The organism is Hymenobacter coccineus (assembly GCF_001816125.1).
GTDB lineage: Bacteria > Bacteroidota > Bacteroidia > Cytophagales > Hymenobacteraceae > Hymenobacter > Hymenobacter coccineus.
Genome location: NZ_MDZA01000437.1, coordinates 1 through 19,784 on the forward strand (window position 1 = coordinate 1; position 19,784 = coordinate 19,784).

At 60.1% G+C, this 19,784-nt stretch carries 19 protein-coding genes and 1 pseudogene; 7 read left to right on the top strand and 13 right to left on the bottom strand.

From position 1 onward, the window contains the following. The coding region (locus tag BEN49_RS22475) for a recombinase family protein (protein ID WP_141765709.1) at window positions 1-346 on the top strand (346 nt) is incomplete at its 5' end. 332 nt (window positions 347-678) lie between these two features. After that, complete coding sequence (locus BEN49_RS22480) at window positions 679-1,146, top strand: DinB family protein (RefSeq protein WP_070746821.1); 468 nt, start codon at window positions 679-681, stop codon at window positions 1,144-1,146. A gap of 95 nt (window positions 1,147-1,241) precedes the next feature. Here BEN49_RS22480 and BEN49_RS22485 read toward each other — a convergent pair whose 3' ends face one another. Beyond that, window positions 1,242-1,904 (bottom strand): recombinase family protein, encoded by a 663-nt coding sequence (locus tag BEN49_RS22485; RefSeq protein ID WP_070746822.1) that lies wholly within the window; start codon window positions 1,902-1,904, stop codon window positions 1,242-1,244. Between the two features lie 124 nt (window positions 1,905-2,028). Between BEN49_RS22485 and BEN49_RS22490 the strand changes: the two genes are divergently transcribed. Further along, window positions 2,029-2,712 (top strand): recombinase family protein, encoded by a 684-nt coding sequence (locus tag BEN49_RS22490; protein ID WP_070746824.1) that lies wholly within the window; start codon window positions 2,029-2,031, stop codon window positions 2,710-2,712. 140 nt (window positions 2,713-2,852) lie between these two features. Here BEN49_RS22490 and BEN49_RS22495 read toward each other — a convergent pair whose 3' ends face one another. Continuing rightward, entirely contained in the window at window positions 2,853-3,059 is a 207-nt protein-coding gene (locus BEN49_RS22495; RefSeq protein WP_070746826.1) for an antitoxin VbhA family protein, read from the bottom strand. A gap of 1,833 nt (window positions 3,060-4,892) precedes the next feature. Here BEN49_RS22495 and BEN49_RS28480 point away from each other — a divergent pair. Next, a complete protein-coding gene (locus BEN49_RS28480) occupies window positions 4,893-5,039 on the top strand; it encodes a hypothetical protein (protein ID WP_158023049.1) in 147 nt (48 codons plus the stop codon). Window positions 5,040-5,155: 116 nt separating this feature from the next. Here BEN49_RS28480 and BEN49_RS22505 read toward each other — a convergent pair whose 3' ends face one another. The 4 genes from BEN49_RS22505 to BEN49_RS27295 all read right to left on the bottom strand — a co-directional run bounded on the left by BEN49_RS22505 (window position 5,156) and on the right by BEN49_RS27295 (window position 8,201). Further along, window positions 5,156-5,674: a hypothetical protein gene (locus tag BEN49_RS22505; protein WP_070746830.1), complete on the bottom strand. Its 519-nt coding sequence runs from the start codon at window positions 5,672-5,674 to the stop codon at window positions 5,156-5,158. Next, complete coding sequence (locus BEN49_RS22510; protein ID WP_125917132.1) at window positions 5,658-6,011, bottom strand: hypothetical protein; 354 nt, start codon at window positions 6,009-6,011, stop codon at window positions 5,658-5,660. Before BEN49_RS22510 ends, BEN49_RS22505 begins: the two co-directional genes overlap by 17 nt. A gap of 670 nt (window positions 6,012-6,681) precedes the next feature. After that, complete coding sequence (locus tag BEN49_RS27290) at window positions 6,682-7,554, bottom strand: transposase (protein ID WP_125917134.1); 873 nt, start codon at window positions 7,552-7,554, stop codon at window positions 6,682-6,684. Beyond that, the gene (locus BEN49_RS27295; RefSeq protein WP_070746836.1) at window positions 7,473-8,201 is read right to left on the bottom strand and encodes a transposase; all 729 of its coding nucleotides are present in this window, start codon (window positions 8,199-8,201) and stop codon (window positions 7,473-7,475) included. The genes BEN49_RS27290 and BEN49_RS27295 overlap by 82 nt, the downstream gene beginning before the upstream one ends. A gap of 345 nt (window positions 8,202-8,546) precedes the next feature. On the opposite strand from BEN49_RS27295, the gene BEN49_RS22525 reads away from it, so the two are divergent. Beyond that, on the top strand, window positions 8,547-10,097 hold the full coding sequence (locus BEN49_RS22525; RefSeq protein WP_070746838.1) for an IS1182 family transposase: 1,551 nt from the start codon (window positions 8,547-8,549) through the stop codon (window positions 10,095-10,097). Between the two features lie 207 nt (window positions 10,098-10,304). On the opposite strand, the gene BEN49_RS22530 is transcribed toward BEN49_RS22525, so the two are convergent. After that, window positions 10,305-10,730 (bottom strand): hypothetical protein, encoded by a 426-nt coding sequence (locus tag BEN49_RS22530; protein ID WP_125917136.1) that lies wholly within the window; start codon window positions 10,728-10,730, stop codon window positions 10,305-10,307. A 134-nt stretch (window positions 10,731-10,864) separates the two neighbouring features. On the opposite strand from BEN49_RS22530, the gene BEN49_RS30690 reads away from it, so the two are divergent. Then, on the top strand, window positions 10,865-11,614 hold the full coding sequence (locus BEN49_RS30690) for a transposase (protein WP_083326373.1): 750 nt from the start codon (window positions 10,865-10,867) through the stop codon (window positions 11,612-11,614). A gap of 247 nt (window positions 11,615-11,861) precedes the next feature. Here the strand turns inward: BEN49_RS30690 and BEN49_RS30695 are convergent. The 4 genes and pseudogenes from BEN49_RS30695 to BEN49_RS22555 all read right to left on the bottom strand — a co-directional run. Beyond that, window positions 11,862-12,560 (bottom strand): annotated as a pseudogene (locus tag BEN49_RS30695) (amidohydrolase family protein); the annotation flags it as partial. A 115-nt stretch (window positions 12,561-12,675) separates the two neighbouring features. Continuing rightward, window positions 12,676-14,310 (bottom strand): DHA2 family efflux MFS transporter permease subunit, encoded by a 1,635-nt coding sequence (locus BEN49_RS22545; protein WP_083326375.1) that lies wholly within the window; start codon window positions 14,308-14,310, stop codon window positions 12,676-12,678. 20 nt (window positions 14,311-14,330) lie between these two features. After that, entirely contained in the window at window positions 14,331-15,428 is a 1,098-nt protein-coding gene (locus BEN49_RS22550) for an HlyD family secretion protein (protein WP_083326376.1), read from the bottom strand. 39 nt (window positions 15,429-15,467) lie between these two features. Then, complete coding sequence (locus BEN49_RS22555) at window positions 15,468-16,832, bottom strand: TolC family protein (RefSeq protein ID WP_083326377.1); 1,365 nt, start codon at window positions 16,830-16,832, stop codon at window positions 15,468-15,470. A 249-nt stretch (window positions 16,833-17,081) separates the two neighbouring features. Between BEN49_RS22555 and BEN49_RS22560 the strand changes: the two genes are divergently transcribed. Beyond that, entirely contained in the window at window positions 17,082-17,720 is a 639-nt protein-coding gene (locus BEN49_RS22560; RefSeq protein WP_070746848.1) for a MarR family winged helix-turn-helix transcriptional regulator, read from the top strand. A gap of 1,092 nt (window positions 17,721-18,812) precedes the next feature. Here BEN49_RS22560 and BEN49_RS26095 read toward each other — a convergent pair. Next, entirely contained in the window at window positions 18,813-19,064 is a 252-nt protein-coding gene (locus BEN49_RS26095; protein WP_083326378.1) for a hypothetical protein, read from the bottom strand. A 149-nt stretch (window positions 19,065-19,213) separates the two neighbouring features. Further along, window positions 19,214-19,501, bottom strand: a complete 288-nt coding sequence (locus tag BEN49_RS26100) for an amidohydrolase family protein (protein WP_083326379.1) — start codon at window positions 19,499-19,501, stop codon at window positions 19,214-19,216. Window positions 19,502-19,784: the final 283 nt, after the last annotated feature.

Sequence of the window (19,784 nt, forward strand, 5' to 3'; positions counted from 1 at the left end):
CGAGGGGGCCCTGGCCACGCTGAAGTATTTAAAGGAGCTGGCTAGCCACGGCGTGGCCTACAAGTCCTTCACCGAGCCCTACCTCGACTCGCTGGGGCCCTTCGGCGACGTCATCGTCTCGATGCTGGCCACCATCGCCGCCCAGGACCTGATCAAGATCCGGGAGAACACCAAAGCTGCCCTCGATAAGAAGCGCGCCGCCGGTATTAAGCTGGGGGCCCCCAGCAAAAGCCAAGAACTCATCGACCAGGTGCGCCGGCTCAAGGCCAGCGGCGCCTCGAACCAGGTTATTGGCCGTGCCCTGAAGATGTCGCCCAGCACTGTGGCGAAATACTTAATCATTTAGAGACTGCCACCCTTTCTGCCAGCATTTTCAAAGAAAATGCGTTTGCAGTCAATCAGGCCAATTTATAGCATTATCTGCCAGAAGACGTTCATCCTTTTAAAAGGATCTTTACTTGTCACCTTTTCCCATCCTTGGTTGGTAGAAGGGGGACTTGGGCCGCCGTCGCTGCTAAGCTAGTGGTGGGGTTTCGGTGATTTCACATGCTTCAAACGACCCTTTAAATAGTGTCTTAGGCGAGGCAGCTTTGCTGTAGCTTCGCGGCCGCCGAGAGCTTTCATGAATCTGGTATACAGGCCCTGAGGCACCCTACTACAGTAAAGCAATCAAAACCCATGGACTCAACGGACCGCCAGAGCTTGTTTGCGCAAGCGTTTGATACATTCAAGGCCTTCGACAATTTGACCGTGAGTAGTAGTGGCGCGGAGCAGCAAGCGTTTCCCACCACTATTTGGCAAATCTTGCAACACCTACTGGTATGGCAAACGCATCAGTTAGCGCAATTACAAGGAATAGCCGCCGCGGAGGGGTTTGACGAAACGCGCAGTTGGGATATGGCACGCGTACCCTCCAGCGAAGCTGCTTTGCAAGCCGCCGTCACGCAGTTCCAGCAGCAATTGGTTGAGTTGCAAACCTGGGCCAGCGGGGCGAAAGGAGATGCGCAGCAAGTCCTGACGCAGGGAGTAATCTTACAAGATGTCGCGTTGCACTTGTCCTTTCACCTGGGCGAGGTCGTGCTGATGCGTCGGCTGCAGGGCAGCTACCCCTTGCCAACTCACATGCGGGAATTCTTGCAAGCCTAACGAAGGCGGTTCGGTTGGGACGAATAATTTAGGTGGGAGTCGTAAAGTGGCGCTTTTTACATATTGTAAACGAAGCCTTGCTACACGTAAACAGCCTATTGCGCTGGTTTGGGCAATAGACGTTGCACACCCATGGGATGAAATGCCTTCCCATGCCGGGTGCGGTAGTCGGACTGATTGAGTTGCTCGGCAATCGCGCGCAGCGTGGCCCCATTCGCCCGTAGCAACGCCGCCAACTGCGCGGCCTGCCGATTGTTGAGGTTGGTCTGCGCATTTTCGCGCATAGCCACCCACGACTTTTCCCGGGCGGCCTGGGTCAAATTAGCCGGGCTGCCCAGCTGCTCCCCCCGCGCTTTCTTCGCGGCGAGCGCCTCGCGGGTCCGGGTGGAAATGGCCGACGCCTCTTTCTGAGCGACGGCCGCCATGATGTGAAGGGTAAACTCATCGGCGGCTGGCAGGTCGACGGCCTGGAAGCGTACCCGACTTTCCATGAGGGTGGCTAAAAAGGCGACGTTCCGCGCCAATCGGTCCAGCTTGGCCACGAGCAGCACCGCGTCGTCCTCCCGAGCACGGGCAATGGCCGCCGCTAATTGCGGCCGTTCGTTTTTCTTCCCGCTCTCAATTTCGAGGAAGGTGGCCACGAGCTGCGCGTCGCCGCGCAGGAAATTTTGCACGGCCGCCTGCTGGGCTTCGAGGCCGAGGCCGGACTGGCCCTGGCGAACGGTACTGACGCGGAAGTAGGCCACGAATTTGGTCATCGGGGCAAAAGTACCCCTAAATCCCAGCTTGTCACAAAAGTTAAACGAGCGTTGCTAAGATGTAAAATCTCGTACTTTTACCCCGATTCTCGCCGAAACCCCTTTTGTACTCGCCTTTTGTACCATGACTCCGCTGCGGACCTATACTCCTTATTATAGAGTGTCCACTCAAAAGCAGGGAATCTCGGGGCTCGGCCTCGAAGCCCAGCAAGCCGCGGTGCGCGCCTTCGTGGCGGACCCCGCCCAACTGGTGGGGGAATTTGTTGAGATTGAAAGTGGGAAGAAGAATCAACGCCCCCAACTACTCGCCGCCATGGCCGAGGCTCGTCGGGTAGGTAGCACGCTGCTCATCGCCAAACTCGACCGGCTCAGCCGCAACGCCAGTTTCATCCTAGCGCTCCGGGACTCGGGGGTAGACTTTGTCTGCTGCGACATGCCCGACGCTAACACCCTAACCGTGGGCCTATTTGCCGTGCTCGCCCAACACGAGCGCGAGACAATCTCCAAACGGACCAAAGACGCGCTTGCCGCCAAAAAAGCGCGGGGAGCGGTGCTGGGCAACCCCCAGAACATGACGCCCGCCATCAACCGCCAGGGGCAGGCGGCCATGCAGCGCAATGCCCGCGAGCACCAGGCCAATCGCCAGGCCGCGCAGTTGGCCGAGCTCTTGCGAGCCAAGGGGCAGACCTTGTGGCAAATCGCGGCCAAGCTCAATGAGGCTGGTTACCGAACTCGAAGGGGGAAGGAGTTTCACGCGACCACCGTGCAGCGCCTATTGCCTACTGCGACTGACGCGCGGCCCACCTAGTTTTTTTTGGGGGCAGCTGCTACAATTTTTTGAAGTCGATTAGGCCCTCAAACTGTCCAGCGTAACTGGACCACTTCAGGGTTTGGCTTTCATGCGCAGCTGGTTGCCGGCGTGGTACTTTGCTGGAATGGCCGGAGCGGTTACGTTGGGTTGTAGCGTTGGCGCAACTGCGCGCTGCACTCGGCCACGCTCAACTCGCCCGCGACGTAGCGACGGTAAAGCCGCTGCCCAAACGGGCTCAGCGGGGGCAGGCCCTGGGCCGCGCCGAGGGCCTGCGCCTCATCGAGCAACGCTTGGCGTTGCGCCGGGGTCTGCTCGGCGGGGCCGAAACGGGCGTTTGCTTTCACGGGGAGCTTAAGTAATTTAAGGTCGGCAAAGATGCGACACTCGCCGCCCTCAACCGTGGAATTTAGCATTTTCTCCTCTCTTTGAACACCTGACGTACGGTGGCCTCCACTGGGCAGCCGTAGCAGGAGAATGGCACACGCGGGCGGTTCTCCTTCGTCTATTTAGGACGGGTTCGCTTATTGACTGAGGTATGACGTGGCTTGAAGCGGTCCTGGGTGCCCTGTTGCTAACGGTCAACTGCCTGGCCGTGGCCGCGCACCGGCGCTACCTGGCGCTACCTGCTGCTGCGGCGCAAACACAAGACCTTGCAGCGCCTCTACGGCCATGCCGAGCAGCAGCTGAGCACCTTATGGGCCAGTAAAAGGGGAGCACAAGAGTAGAACAGGGGATTATCGGCTAGGAAACAGGCGGGGGCCGTTCAAAAAACGGCAAACAAAGCCCGCTCAGGAAATCCAAGATGTTCAGGGCAAGTTGCTATCTTTGCCTACTTTATGTTGGTGGTCGTCCACCGGCCGGCATAAATAGAGGGAGAACGGCCCACGCGGGCGGTTCTCCCTCGTCTATTTCAGCCCTGCTCCCATGACGGAACCCGTATCGCCGCCCGCAGCCACGGACGTCACGCGCCCGGGCTTCCTAGCCGGGGGCGAGGAAATGGGGGGCCCTGACGCGGGCCTACGACTGGTCCACGACGGTCCTAAGCCCCCCGAACACCTGGCTGCAAAGCCTGCGCACCGCCGTGAGCATCCTGCTCAACTCTAAGTTTCTCATGTTCCTGTGGTGGGGCGCGGACCTGGTGCAGTTTTATAACGACGCCTACCGCCCGAGCCTGGGCCACGCGGGCAAACACCCCGCCGCGCTGGGGCAGCGGGGAGCCGACTGCTGGCCCAAACCCCACTGCCCCCAAAATCTTGTTTTGCTAGCTGCTGAACCTAGCGGCTCGCAGGTTAGCGTTTGGAAGCGCAAAGGATTTTAATCTCTTTCCCTTTGGTCAGCTTTAACCACGGGGCGAGGTAAACCGTAGCATTACAGACTTCAATCGTTCGGTCGGCCGGAGCAAGCGTAGTGTAGCCAATTTTGAGGCGCACGAACGTGGAATCGGCAAATATTTCATCCCCCCGCCCACTGCGCGATAAGTTTAGGGCGGTGGGCAAGAGGCCTTCGGGCAGATTGAAGCAGTTAACCGTGTCGCGGGACGACGCCAAGGCTAAGACATAGTCCTTGGTGCTGCAAGGGCCCGCATGGCGCGCACCCGCTTGCCCAATACGGCCTCGCTCATGCTCAGCGCCTGCGCAACGTGCGTCGCCGCCTGCCCATCCTGCGTTACCCGGCGGACTGCTTCGGTCCGAAACGCCGCATCCTACTTAGTTCGCTGCCGTTTACCGGCTGGTTTCGCTGCTTCCATGACAAGGGAAAGTTACTTTCGCCGTGTCCACTTTTACCCGACCACCTCAATGAGTATTTGTCATTACAGAACCTTGGTACGCGAAGGTCACATTCGCTAAAAAGCTCAAATGCTGTTTAGCATTTTCTCCAGCCTCCTTATTTCTTCGAGTATACTCAGGCTTGACGCCTTTCATGCTTACTCTGAATATAATATAAAACGTCACCATATCTGAGCGTTGCTAGGTCGCTTTTGACTGATTGTCTTATTTCAAGGTGTTCGGGATTGGTCCTATAAACAATACCTTCGGTAAGCTGCGCGTAGTTCTGAGGCATTTTAAAACTGTTTGTAGTGGGAAGTGAAGGTTAAAGGTAGCCATGCAACGCACATCATAAGCAACTGAATCTTCGGCTTTTTAGCCACAAAACGGAGGTTTATTATTGCCTGTTACATGACAAAACAGCCCCGCCCCTACACGTTCCACACCTCCGCCACGACCCACTACATTCGCCAGCACTACGGCCGGCAAACCCTGCCCGAAATTGCGGCCGACCTCGGTTTGCCTTACGCGCAGCTCAAAAGCCTCGCCTGCCGCTAAAGCATCAAGAAGAACCGGCCGCTGTTTTGATCTACAAAAAATCCCCGCCGGGTTCGGCGGGGATTTTTTGTGGTAAGCTATTTCTGTTACTGTAGCACGAAGCCGACGCTTTACGGTCAGTATTCGGCTTTTATAGTCGTATAGTAAGCTATTTCCGCCCCCAAGCCCGACTCAATCTTTAAGGCGAGGGGATGGTCCTTTAAATAAAACAAGCCACCCACAGACTCGCCTGCCGAACCGTTTTCCCCAACGGTACCGCTGGGCAAGCTAAATGTCACCTTGGCGATCCTGTTCCGGTGCGCCGCGTGCCAATCGCCAAACACGCGTTGCCGCATCTTGTGCTTATAATCGGTTGCCTCGCACACGAAGGCCATGACGTTGTACGGGTCAATCTCAAAAAAGCGGTTCATGAGCTTTTCCAGCGTCAGCCGTATCCTTCGGTCGTAGCCTGGGTGGGTGGGCTTTGTGCAGTCGCTGACTTCGCGCTGAAAAGAGAAGTCAAAAACAAAGCCCTCTAGTTCTGGCAGCCCTGGGAGGGGACGACCGGAAAAGAGGGCTTTGTACTTAGCTCGATTGTCTGCGGTAAAGTATGCTATGTTCTCTTCGTCAAAGACAATTCTATAAGGAAGCAGCATTAAAAGAGAAGGTGTTAGATCCTGCCTTCTTCAGCTTGGTCATGTCCCCGGTTCGCAGGGCTTCAATGGCATCATTCTTCATTTGCAAGACGGTGGAAATGATTCCATCACCGTTTTGGATGCGCTGAGCGGCACGTTGGATGTCGGCTTCGGTTGGCATGGTGGGGGCGATTTTCGACGCGTTGGCAACACACCAACACAGGGCTACGGTATTGACAACGGCAATCAATAGGTGACCATTGTTGCCGTTGCCGTTACAAATATAACGGGCCGTTACAGATTTTGGTTTGTAAATATTCTCTTTATTACTGAAATACGCGAGAAAACAGTCACGCAAAAATCGCTAAAATGCAAATCATAGGCACATATGGCCTTGCTTCGACTAACAGCTTCCTTTTGTGGCAGCGGCGGCAGCGCTTGATGCAAACCAACTCACCCTGCCAACAAAAAGCCCCGCCGAATCCGGCGGGGCTTTTTGTTGTGAGCGACTAAAGCAGGTACAAGCTAGTGCTAAAAATTGCTACTATGCCTAACAGACCGAAAAATGTTTTCGCGCTCATAACGTAAAAATGAAATAGGTGAGAGGTGTATAATGCAGGCAGAAAAAGCCTGCCCCACTAGCACTATAGGGAAAGTGTACGCTTAACTCGCTGGCCGCGAAGCTTTAGACAAGGCAATATTTTAGGGAGGTAATAGGCCGTCACGTTTGCGGCCTGTGCACGAAATGTATCCTGCCCAAGCCAGCGTTTGTATTCGGTATTGACCACATGCTGATTTGGGTCGGTCAACCCGTGGGTTTTTAGCCACGCCTTGATTTCGCGATCTATCGCGGCGCAATGAATGGAACGGTTTTTAGCAGCGGCATGCGGAAGGGTGGAAAGTGGAGCCTAAGTAAGGCAGAGATTGGCTTTCGGCGCGAAGGATTTCCGCGGGGCGGTTCGCCAACGGACTTATTTCACAGTCGTTGACAGACCGTGGCTGTTGCAGAACTCAGCTTCTGTTGCGAGCTAGTTGAGCGAGCGACCTGAATTAAGATAGCCAGTTAGCAACCAGCTACTAAGAAGACGGCTAGTGGGCCCTTGTCGCTCGGGTCGGAGTGCCAGGGCCAAGCTCACCACCTGTTTCGGTTGGTGCCGGAGCAGCTTCTTGAGGTTATAAGCAAGGGCGCTGAGCAGCATGATCTTGTGGGCTGCTGCCCGGCCCTTGGTGGCGACGCGCCGCAGGCCGTAGTGGTACAGGAAGTGGCGGAAGACGGGTTCGACCGTGCGCTGTCGGACGCGGCGCATGTGCTGCCCGGCCCGCGTGCGCTGCCGATGCCACGCCCGGCGGTAGGCAGCATCGAAAGCCGAACGAACCAGCTGTTTGTATTGCGCCCCCGGCACACAAGTTGGCCGCAAGGGACACTGCTGACAGTCCTGGTAGCTGGCCCGGTAGAGCTTGGACCAGTTGCCGTCTTCGGTGACCCGGTAAGCGCGAAACCACAGCCGCTTGCTCGCTGGGCAGCCGTAGGTATCCTGGGCGGGGTCATAAGCAAACCCCGCCACCTCGGGCTTGTAGGCCCCAAAAGCGGGAATCCACGGCGTGATGCGGCGTTGCTCCAAATACGCGTAGTTAAAGCCCGTCGAGTAGCCAGCGTCGGCCACCAGGTCACGCAGCGTCAATTCGTTGCGCGTGAACCGGGCGCGTAACCCCCGGACCAGGGCGGGCAGGTGCGCGCTGTCTCGGCCGTCGGCGAAATCGGCTTGGATGTGGCTGATCACGCCCGCGGCCGTGTCCACGGCCAAACTGCAGAGGTAGTTCAGGGCCCGGGCTCTGCCGGGCTTGACGGAGATGCGGGCCTCGGGGTCGGTGGGGCTGTAGTGCGTCTTGTTGCGCAGCAACTTCGCTTGCGCATGCTGGCCCCCAGGCCACCGGGCAGGGCCCGGCGCTTGGCTTGGCGCGCCGCTTCGCGGCGCAGCTGGTGAGCAGGCACCGGCTGCCCGTGGTTCACCGGCTCTGGCGGCGTACTTGGCTGACCGGCCAGGTGCATGGTCGGCGCAACAGGCGGCTGTTTGGGGCGTAGGCTGTCCAGGGAAGCACTGGCTTTGACCGGCGCCGAATCAACGGTTTGGGTGTCGCCCGCCACTAACCCAGCGGCGACGCACTGGGCGAAAATGTGGTCAAACAGGTACTCAAACACGGCCGCTGGGTAGAGTTGGCGGGTGCGGCTCAGGGTCGAGTGCCAGGGAAAGTCCTCGTCCACTTCGTAGCCCAGGAAGCACAGGATGTCCAAGCGCAAGGCACAGTGCGCGACCAGGCGGCGGTCACTGGCGATGTTTTCCAGGCGGCCCACCAGCACGAGCTTGAAGAAGACGACCGGGTCGAGCGAGGGCTGCCCGGTGTGGCTATATAGGGCGTGCGTCTGCTGGTAGAGAAAATCCCAGTCCAGCAACTCGCTCAGCCGCCGACACAGATTGTGGCGCAGCACCCGCTCCGACAAGCGAAAGCGCGTGACGACTTTGTCCGTGAAGTGTTTATGTTCTTGCATCCTCCTTTTACGAACAGCCTACTCTCCAGATACTTCTGCAACAGCTACGACCGTTTAAAAATTGTTAGCACGCTCACTACCATTTCCGGCCCCTGCGCCAATCCCGACTTTTAGGCTAGCATTCTAAGCAAAACCTCGTCGAAACTGCCTGCACGAAATATATTAAACGTAGCGCATAATCTTAGCGGGGATTTCTGTTCCTGGTCTTGTGCTACCCCCTCTTCCACGACTGCCTCCACGTCGGTCATGGGCCGAAGGTAAAGACCAAGCGCCTCAGGAATAGGTTTTCCATTGGTTCAGCGAAAGGGTCGTGGCTGTTGCAGAACCCGGCATCGTAGAGGGAAGATGCAAGGCAAGAAGGCATTTCTCGACAAAGAGGTGACCCGCTTTCGGCTCTCCGAACGGGTGCCGCCCCATAACCTGTACCGGCGGCTGGCCGAGCTGGTCGACTGGACGTTTCTCTACGACGAGACCCGGGCCCTGTACAGCCACACGGGCCAGCCTTCGCTCGACCCGGTGGTCTTCTTCAAGCTCGTGCTGGTGGGCCGGCTAGAAAACCTGGTCAGCGACCGCCGCCTGGTCGAACACTGCGCCCTGCGGCTCGACATTCTCTGGTTTCTGGGCTACGAAGTGGACGAAGAGTTGCCCGGGCACTCGACCGTGAGCCGCACCCGCCAGTTGTTCCCGGCGGCGGTGTTTGAGCGCTTGTTCGACCACGTTTTTGCTCAGTGCGTGGCCAGGGGCCTGGTCGCGGGCGACACGCAAGCCGTCGACTCGGCCCCGGTCAAGGCCAACGCCTCGTTGGAAGCCGTGCGGGAAAAGCAGGCCGCGGGCACCAGTGGCCCGTACCTGGCCGGGCACCCGGACCAGTCAGCCGTGGCCGCGGGCGCGGTGCTTACCGCCCCGGCCCATCAATTGCGCCAGCTGGCCACGGGGCAGCGCCGTCGGCAGGGCGCACAGACTGGCGCGCTGGGTGCGCGGCACGAACAGGCGCGTCTGCTCCGCAACAAGACCCACTACAGCCCCACCGACCCCGACGCGCGCATTTCCGTCAAGCCCGGCAAAGCCCGGGCGCTGAACTACCGCTGCAGCCTGGCCGTGGACACGGCCCACGGCGTCATCGGCCACGTGCAGGCCGACTTGGCCGATAGCCGCGACAGCCGGCATTTGCCGCGCTTGCGCACGGGTTTACAACACCGGTTACGCGCCAACGAGTTGCCCTTACGCGCGCTACTGGCCGATGCCGGCTACGCGAACGGGTCGAATTACGCCTTGCTCGAGGCGGCGCAGATAACGGCCTGGATCCCCGTTTTTGGCCAGTACAAGGCCGAAATCGAGGGCTTCCGCTACGATGCCCCGCAGGACGTCTACCACTGCCGGGCCGGCGAGGTGCTCCCGTTTCGCAAGTACGACACCCGGGCCGACGGCAACTGGCTTAAAATTTACTGGGCCACCTGCTCGGACTGCCAGCAGTGCCCGTTAAAACCCACGTGTGTGCCTGGAGCCAAGCGCAAGCAGCTTACCCGCACCATCTACGACGCCCCGTACCGTCGGGCGTGGCAGCGGCAACAAAGCCGTCGGGGCCAGCGCATGCGCCGGGTCCGGCAAAGCACGGTCGAACCCGTCTTCGGCAACCTGATTCACCACTACGGCCTGCGCCGCATGAATGTGCGGGGCCACGCCGGCGCCCAGAAAACGATGCTGCTTACAGCGGTCGCCTACAACCTCAAAAAGCTACTGAAGTACCGGCCCCAACAGCACCTGAGCCTAGCCGTTGCCCTGCCAGCGCCGCAACTGGCTATTACAACGCGCTGTTGGCGGCACCGCAACGGGTGCGAGAGGCAAACCCAAGCACTCGTCGGTGGCCAGCCCATGAAAGCGGCCATCGACTGGTAGTTCTGCAACAGCCACGGTCGTGGCTGTTGCAGAACTCAGTCTAGGGCTCGTACGCGGTTGTGCCCAACCAAACCGGCCGTAAGGTTGCTTTTCTCACCTATTGGTGAGCGCGATGACCTGTTGTCAAGTGCACTGGCGAGTTGTGCAACAGCCGCGAGCGATTGATTATCCTTTCAACAGCAATCCGTATGACATGAGCAGGAACGATTACAGGGTATCTGTGGCCAGTTCACACCGCTCAAATAGGCCACCGCCGAGCACAAAGCAACTTTTCTTCACTACCCCGTCCACTAAAATCTCGGCTTTGATAACCGCTTCGCTTTTGACTCCGCTCATCGCCACCTCCACGCGTATCCGGTCCGCGGCCCCAAACGTTCCGAGGTCGATGGTTTCGTTTACCGTTTCGGCGGGGTAAACGCGCGCAATAACCGGCTTCTCCACGGGTGCACTTTTGTAGTTAGAGGTGGAGTTGATGATGGCCGTACCACCAATCATATTACTACCCGTAACACGCACGCGCACCGCGTACTCTTTCGGTTTAGGCTCTTCTTGCTTGTCCTGGCTACAAGCGCTTACCAGAGCGAGTAGCATAAACAGCCGCACCAAACGCGAGGGTAGCGAGTAAGTATTCATAGGGGCAAGATAGAGCTAAGTACAGCACTGCAGCAAGCTGCCTCCGTCGGCCCCAAGAGGGCCGGTTCAGGAAAGGTGCCTTTGTTCACGGAAAGGGTCGTGGCTGTTGCATAACCCGGTTTCGTAGAAGGGAGATGCAAGGCAAAAAGCCGTTTCTCGATAAAGAGGTGACCCGGTTCCGGCTTTCCGAACGGGTGCCGCCCCATAATTTGTACCGCCGGCTGGCCGAGCTGGTGGACTGGACGTTTCTCTACGAGGAGACCCGGACGCTTTACAGCCACACGGGCCAGCCTTCGTTGGACCCGGTCGTTTTTTTCAAGCTGGTGCTGGTGGGCCGGCTGGAAAACCTGGTCAGCGACCGCCGCCTGGTCGAGCACTGCGCCCTACGTCTAGACATCCTGTTGTTTCTGGGCTACGAAGTGGACGAGGAGTTGCCGTGGCACTCGACCGTTAGCCGCACCCGCCAGCTCTTCCCGGCCGCCGTCTTCAAGCGCCTGTTCGACCACTTCTTTGCCCAGTGCGTGGCCCGGGGCCTGGTCGCTGGTGACACCCAGGCCGTCGACTCGGCCCCGGTAAAGGCCAACGCGTCGCTGGAAGCCGTGCGGGAAAAGCAGGCCGCAGGTACCAGCGGCCCACACCTGGCCGGGCACCCGGAACAATCAGCCGTGGCCGCGGGTGCGGTCATTACCGCCCCGGCCCACCAGTTGCGCCAGCTGGCCACGGGGCAGCGCCGGCGGCAGGGCGCGCAGACCGGGGCCCTGGGTGCCCGCCACGAACAGGCGCGGCTGCTGCAAGTCGGTGAAGCGCATCGCGCCGTGGTTGTAGAGCTTGAGCCAGCAGGCAGAATTTCCATTTGCCGCTCACTAGCTCCAGCGCGTCTTTGAGCGCGAGCAGCCGCTCTTGGTACTGTCTGCGCAGTCGTAGGCGTAGGGATAATCGGTGGAAAACATTACCCGGTCGGCGCCCAGCACCTCCACGGCGCAGCAGGTAGGCCGTGGTGTTGATGCCGCTGCCCGTGACGTGGAAGTGCTGGCGGAAATACTCGGCCAAGGACTTTTTCAAACCCCGTTGGGCCATGAATGCCGTCAGCACGTCGGCCCGCTCCAGGTAGAAGGTCACCATCTCGCCCCAGTGCCCGAGCACGATTTGCAGGGTGGGCAGCTCATCGAACACGCCACTCAGGATGAGCCGCAGCGGCCCGATGCCCGCGTCCAGGTGCCAGCCCCAGCCGCCGCCGGCAAAAACCGCGCTCAGCACGGGGTCGAAGCCGTCGTAGTACGCCGCCCGCACGGCGGCGGGCGGCATCTGCGGGTGCAAGTAAAGGGGCGCGCCGAGTTGGGCCGCCATTGCCAGCAGGGGCCGGAAGTCGGGGTGGTCGAGGTACTTGTTGTCGGCGGTGCGGCCGTTTATCAGTGCGCCGCAGCAGCCCAGCTCCTGCACGGCCCGCTGCAACTCAGCCACGGCGGCGGCCGGGTCGGGGGTAGGCACGGCGGCAAACGCGGCGTAGCGGTCGGGGTGGGCCCGCACAGCGGCGGCCAAGCGGTCGTTGGCTTGCCGCGCCAAGGCCACGGCCGGTGCCGGGGCCAGCAGCTCGACCCCCGGCGCGGGGGTGGAGAGCACCGTCATATCGAGCCCGATAAGGTCCATTTGCCGCAGCCGGTCGTCGCCCAAGTCCAACAGGCGCTCCTGCACCGGCCCGCCCGTAAAGAGCTGAAAAAAGCTACCGACCTGCTCTGCGGGCAGGTCGTTGGTCGCCTGCGCCAGCTCGGGCGTTATGAAATGTTCTTCTAAGCCGATGAGTTTCATATTGATTGAGTAGGTAAGCCGCATTTACTTGGTAGACCGCGGCGCAGCTTGGGTACCCGAGCAAGCGCCAGGTGCCGCCGGCCGCAACGGGCCGGCCACGTAGGGTTTCTGTTGGATAACGCCCCAGGGGGTAGCTAGGCTAGTGGGCCGCGCTCAGGTCCACGGCGGGGCCGCCCTTGCGGAAGCGGGCAAGCAGCACGAATGGCACGGCGGCCATGCACACGAAGGCCAGCAGCATAAAGCCCTCGGCGTAGCTGATAATGGCCGCCTGCTTGCTGACGATGCCTTCTAACGTCCCCACGGCCATGCGCTGCGCCTCGCCCAGCGAATGACCGTTGCGCAGGAAGGAGGCCGTCAGGCCGTCGAAGCGGGCGATGGCGGCGGGGTTGGCCAGGGAGATATTGGGTAGCAAATCCAACCGGTGCACGCTGGTGCGACGCGTCACAAACGTGTTGATGGCGGCCAAGCCCACGGCGCCCCCCAGCAGCTGCATCATATTGCCGAGGCCGGCAACCTGGCCGATGTCCTTGCCTTTGAGGCCGGCCAGAATCAAAAATGAGATGGGCACGAAGATGAAGCCGAAACCCACGCCGCGAAAGAGCTGCGGCCAGAACAGGTCCCACTCCCCCGATTGGGGCGTGGCGAGCTGGTAAGTAAGGATTTCGTAGGCCATCACGAAACCAAAGCCTACGATGATAAGGATTTTGGGGTTGAGGCCCTTGCGCATGGCCGCGCTCATGCCGCCCATCGTCATCCCCGTGAGCAGGGAACTGGGCAGGATGAGCAGGCCCGTGCGGGTAGCCGTCCAGCCCAAGAAGCTTTGCACGAACAAGGGGTAGAGAAATACCGACGCAAACAGGCACACCCCGAACGCGAAGCGCAGCACGGCGCCGATGGCCACGTTGCGGTTGCCCAGGACGCGCAGGTTCACTACTGGCTCGGCTTGGCGCAGCATTCGCACCACGAACAAAACAATGCCCAGCGCCGCGAAAATGCTGGTCGTCACGATGAACGCGCTGTCGAACCAGTCCTTGCGCTGGCCTTCTTCCAGCACCACTTGCAGCCCGCCGATGCCCACGGCCAGCAGCCCGATGCCCACGTAATCGACCCGGCCCACCGGCCGCTTGATGTCCTTGATAAAGCGCCACGACAAGAACGTGGCCAGCAGGCCGATGGGCACGTTGACGTAAAAAATCCAGCCCCAGTGAAAATTGTCGATGAGGTAGCCGCCCAGCACTGGGCCCAGCGCGGGGCCCATTACGATGCCCGCCCCAAAAATGCCGTTGGCCTTGTTGATTTCGTCGGGCGGGAAGGTTTCGACCAGCACGGTTTGGGCCGTGGCCAGCAAGGCCCCGCCGCCCAGGCCCTGCACGAAGCGCCAGAGCACGAGCGCCCCGATGCTGTGCGCCGAGCCGCACATAAACGAGGCAAACGTGAACAACGCCACCGAAAACGTGAAGTAGTGCTTGCGCCCAAACTTGTTGGACAAAAAGCCAGTGAGCGCAATCACGACGATGTTCGACACGGCGTAGGCCGTAATCACCCAGGCCGCCTCGTCGGTGGTCGCGCCCAGGTTACCGGCAATGTCGCGGGTGGCCACGTTCACGATGCTGGTGTCAATCAACTCCATGATGGCGCAGGTGATGACCGTGAGCGTAATGAGCCACTTGCGAAACCCCACCTCGTGGGTAGGCTCGTCGGCGGCCGGGGTAGGGGCCGGGGTAACGGGCCGGGCCGGGTCGGCCGCGGCGGCGGGAAGGGCGAGGGAAGCCATAGCGGATGAAAAAATGAGTGTTACTTCGACTCTTTCACGTTGGCCGTGACGCTCATGCCGGCCCGCAGGGGCGTGTCGGCGGCGGGCGGCTCGGTGAAGACGATTTTGACGGGCACGCGCTGGGTCACCTTCACGAAGTTGCCGGTGGCGTTGTCGGGCGGCAGCAACGAGTAGCGGGCCCCGGTGGCTGGCGACAGGGACTGCACCTTTCCTTGAAACACCTTGTCGGAATAGGTGTCGGCCTTAATCTCCACCGGCTGGCCCACTTTCATCTTCTCCAACTGGGTTTCCTTGAAATTGGCCACCACCCAGAGGTTGCCGTCCTGGGCCACTTTCATCAGGGTCTGGCCGGGGGCCACGAGCTGGCCCACTTGCAGGTTGCGGTCCGACACCACGCCGGAGGCCGGAGCCGTAATCACGGTGTAGGATTCGAGCAGCCGGGCCGTGGCTAGGGCCGCTTCGGTCTGCTTCACGGCCAACTGGGCCAGGGTCACCGACTGCCCCACGATGTCGGCTTGCGAGCGGGCAGTGGCGACTTGGTTGGTGGCCGCGCCGGCCTGGCCGGTCAGCACCTTTACCTGGGCCTCGGCAGCGGCCAGGCTGGCGGCGGCCCCGTCGCGGTCGGCCCGGGCATTGTCAACGCTTTGCTGGGTGGCGCTTTGCTGGGCCAGCAGCGCGGCCTGGCGCTGGAAATTCTGGGTGGTTTGGCGCAGGCGGGCGCGGGCACTCTCGACGGTGGCGCGGGCCGTGGCAATGCCGGCGGTGGCGGCCCCCGACGTGCTGGCCACCGTGGCGATGCCGAGGCGGGCGGCGGCGCTATTTTTGCGGGCCACCACCACGTTGGCGCGGGCCTGGGCCAGGGCAATTTCGGCCTGCTCCACGCGCAGCTTCAGGTCCCGGTCGTCGAGCAGCACCAGGGTATCGCCGCGCCGCACGCGCTGGTTATCGCTCACGCGGATGACTACCACCGCGGCGCTTACTTTCGGAATAACCGGGCTGATGTCGGCCTGCACCTGGGCGTTGTCGGTTTCTTGGCCGGCGCCGCAGCCGGTCAGTAGCACGGCTAGCAGCACGGCCGGCCCAGACCAGACACGGGCGGTAAAAAGATTGACTTTCATGGCAATACGAGGGTTTTAGCGAAGAATGGTACCCGGCCTTCAGTTAGCGGCGTTGGCGGCGGGTAGGCGGCCCGTACTCTTGAGTAGTTTCCAACGGGCCAGTTCGGCGTTGGCCTTGGCCGAGCGCAGGTTGAGCTGAGCTTGCAGCAATTGGGTATTGGCGTCGAGAAAATCAGTGGGCGTGCTCACGTTGGCCTTCAGGCGGTTTTGCTCGACACGGAAGTTTTCGGTGGCCTGCGCCAGGGCCGTTTCCTGAAGCTGAATTTTTTCTACCTGCTGCTCGTAGGTGCGGTAGTTGGCGTTTACTTCGCTCAAAATCCGGTCGCGGGTGTCGTCGATGGTGGCGCTCTGCTCTTCTACGCGAAAGCGGCTTTCGGCCACTCGCGCTCGGTTCGTGTACAGGCCGCCAATGTCAAAGGCCAGCGCGGCGAAGACGCTGGAAGTCCCCTTGAAAGCCGCTTGGTTAGGAAAAACCCGCTGATTGGGCCGGTTGTAGTCCACGTTGCCGCCAAAGCTGAGCGAGGGCAGGCTTCCGGCCCGCGCGACGCGCTGGTTGAGCACCGCCTCCTCGCGGCGCAGGCCCAGGGCCTGTAGTTCTGACCGTTTTTGCAGCGCTTCCTGCAAGTAGCCGTCCAGGGGCCCCAGGGTGGCGGTGCCGGGCAACTCGGCCGGGTCGATGGCAAATTCGGTGGTTGGCGGCAGGCCGGTGGCCAGGGCCAAGTTGAAGCTATTAGTAGCTTGCCCCGCGCGCAGGTCGGCCAGGCTGCTTTTGAGCTGCGAGATGGTGAGGTCGATTTTCAGCCCGTCTACTTTCAGGGCTACGCCCTGATTTTCGAGGTTGGTAAGGTCCCGGCGCCGGTCCTGCAGCACCTTAATATTCTCGCGAATGATGCGCTCCGAGGCGTTGAGCGTATAAAGCGTGTACCAAATGGTGGTCACGTTGTCGGCGGCAGCCAGGCGATACTGGTCGGCTTCGGCGGTCGTAGCCTGGGCTTCGCGCTCAGCCACGGCGATGCCGTTGCGCACCCGGCCCCCGGCCCACAGCACCTGCCGGACCTGGAAGTTATTGAAGCTCTGGTTGAGAATCTGGGGGTTGAGCGTGACTTCGCCGGCTCCCGGAAACGGCACCACGAACGGGGTGACGTTGTCGGAAATGCGGTAGAAATTACTCGTTACTGCTACGCTGGGCAGCAGGCCGTTCTTGGCCTGGGCCACCCGCGCCTGCGTCACGTTTTGCGAGGCTAAGTTGCGTTTCAGCGCTTTGCTCTGCCGCACGGCCAGCGTAACAGCTTCAACCAGGGGCAGCGACCGGGGTGCGGACTGGGCTATCCCGGCTGCGGGCCACAGCAGCCCGGCTAGCAACCAAGCGGCCCGGCTCTTGTAACGAGCAACTGTCGAAATCATAGAATAGGAGAGGAAAAACACGGAGCTGGTAAGCAAGTGATGGCAGAGCGACGAGCAGCCGCCAGAGTTTATCTCAGGGGAGAGCACATTTTTAAGCTGACCTTTGCGAAGTCTGCTGGTGAATGGCCGGCCGAGCGACTACGTAGTGATTCGGATTAGGAAAGCAGATTTACTACTAATATTTATCAAATATACTACGAATTTGTAATACATCTAGTTGCTTTGCCCGTAGAAATAATTTATTGCCGTATGAAAAACATTTTGCCTGTGCTCCAGCAGTTGATTTCTGAACTAGAGCGCTACGCCCAGGCCACTTCCGAAATCGACTTGGCCGAGTTTGCGGCCTGGCTGCACCAGCGGCACCGCCCGGTCGGGGACTTAGCTGGCGAGGCAGTTGTGCCGCTGCACCGCGAGCCGCAGTATCTTAATACCCTACCCCCCCTCATGCAGTTGGTGCCGCTGGTGACGCGCCTCAACTACTTCACCCACGCGGCGGCCGAGCAATTGCTGGCTGGTTTGCCCATTGCAGGCATCCGTGAGTTTAGCGTACTATCCTCTATTCTTGGTGGCCAGACGCCCACCAAGTCGGAAATTGCGGCCAATGCGCAGTTGGAGCTTAGCACTGTTACGGAGGTCACGCGCCGCTTAGTGCAAACCGGCTTAGTAACGGAGGTGCCCGACCCCAAGGACCGTCGCGCCCGCCGCTTGAAAATTACCCCGGCCGGGCAAGCCGTGCACACGCAGGGAAAGGCCCTCGTTGCGCAGCTCAGCCAATACCTCTACGACCCGCTGACGGCCGCTGAGCAGACCGAACTGCACCGGCTGCTGAGTGTGCTCAACACCGTGCACTCAGCCCAGCCACTGCCTTCGCCGCCCCCGAGTCGCTAGAGTCTGCTGTGCTTTTGCAGGCGTTTTGAGTGCTATTAAAAAATGGCCGACGCGCAAAGAAGCGCATCACGACACTTTCTTGGCCTTAGTAAAGTTGCGGCCTGTTTAGTGAAACACAAAAGATGAGAAAACAACTTCAGCTTGCTGGAAAGCACATAATAGGCTCTAAACAAGAACGTGGCTGTGGCAGAATTCGCCAATTCGCTCAGCCTGGCGCAAGAAGCCGAAATTTTCCTCGCCGCGCAGAACGTGGTGCCGGGTAAAGCCTGGGGCCGGTGGCGTGGGCATGGGACCGGCCTGCCCACGGGAGGGTAGCACCGCTGGCCCCCCCGCAAGCAGGCCGGTCAGGCAGGCGACTAAAAAATAACAGCTGAGCATACCAGCCAGGTAGGAACGAAGAAATATAGCCCCCTGCCAAGCGGCCGCGCTGGGTGGGGGTACTGCCAGTCTCCCGAAGTGAAGGTGAACGTATTGGAGCTGGGGCACCACTATCTTTGGCTAGGGCTACGGCCGGTCCGACGATGGGCGAGGGAAGGTCAGCCAGCTGGCCAGCCGGGTCACTAGTAGGGCGCACGCCAGGGAGCAGGGGATAGCTACCAAATTGGAGATAGCCAGAGTATTCCTCACCAGGCCCGCCAGAAGCCAGTTCCGTAGCCTATGTTAGCCAGCGTCATGGCCGTTGAAAGAACGAGCCTCGTGAAATACGGTCATGAATAATGCGAGCAGGAATGGTTGGTATTTAGGGTGAATTCCCGTAGTCAGCTACAATTTGCCGACTTGATTACTTGCGGGGCTGGGTAGCCAGCCGCTACTAAGAGTGGCAAAGTGCTGAGGTAGTGAAGGACTTAGGCCAACGCATCCTTCCTGCTTAGGGGTTAAGTACTTATCCAGCAAGAGGAAGGAGTAAAAACTGGCTCTTCCGCGCTGGCTGAAGAACCCCGCCCGCGTCGTTGCACGACCCTAGCGGCGCGGGCGGAATTCTCTAGCCAGCTTAGTAAAATACGCTTGTTAGAACTACCTTATGCTTGACGCACTAGTCAAGACAGCTTAAGCAGCCTTTCAGCATTGCGGTGGGCAATGTTGGCCCTTGCGTCATCGGAAATAGCAGCTTACTCCAAAAAGTGAGGGGGCGGTACCATCTGGGCGGTAAACGAACGGGTAATCAGTGGCGTACAGCGCCCGCTCGATCCCCATTATTTCCAGGGCTTCTTGCAGGTACCGGGCATTGAACATGCCGCTGGGCGTGACGTAGAAATTTCGCCGGTAATACTTCACTACGGGCATCTTCAGGTTTTTCGCGCTGGCCGTCATCAGGTTGACCCGCTCCAGGAAGAAGGTAACCATCTCCCCCAGTGCCCCAGCACGATTTGCAGGTTGGGTAGCTCATCGAATACTCCGGCCAGAATCAAGCGTAGTGCGGCCACCCCCGCGTCCAGGTGCCAGCCCCAGCCGTTGGTGGCAAAACTCAGGCTTAGCGCCGGGTCAAACCCGTCCTAGTACTGGGCGCGCACCGGCTGAGGCGGAATTTGCGGGTGCAGGTAGACAGGCACTTCCAGGGCCGCCGCTGCCGCCAGCAGGGGCCGGTAGTCGGGGTGGTCAAGGTACCCATCCCCGGTGCGGGCGTGAATCATCGCCCCGCGCAGGCCCAGCTCCTGCACCGCTCGGTGCAATTCGCTCACGGCTGCAACCGGGTCGGGAGTCGGCAGGGTAGCAAAGCCAGTAAAGCGGTCGGGATGGGCCTGAATAGCCGCCGCCAGCCGGTCGTTGGCCTGGCAAGCCAGGAGTACTGCCTGCCGTCGGGGGCAGCGCCTGGGTGGCCGGGGTTGTCACTGATAAGACCATCATATCCAGCTCAATCAGGTCCATTTGCCGCAGGCGGTCGTCGCTTAGGTCTTGCAGCCGATGCAGCAAGGTTGGGTCTTGGTATAGGTTCATGCTGGCTTCCCGCTTGCCCGGTTGGTTGAACGCGGCGGCAATTTCAGGTGTTCAGAAATGTTCTTCTAAGTCAATGATTTTCATATAATTGCGCTAGATTTTCAGGCTTGAGCCGGCACGGTAAGTAAC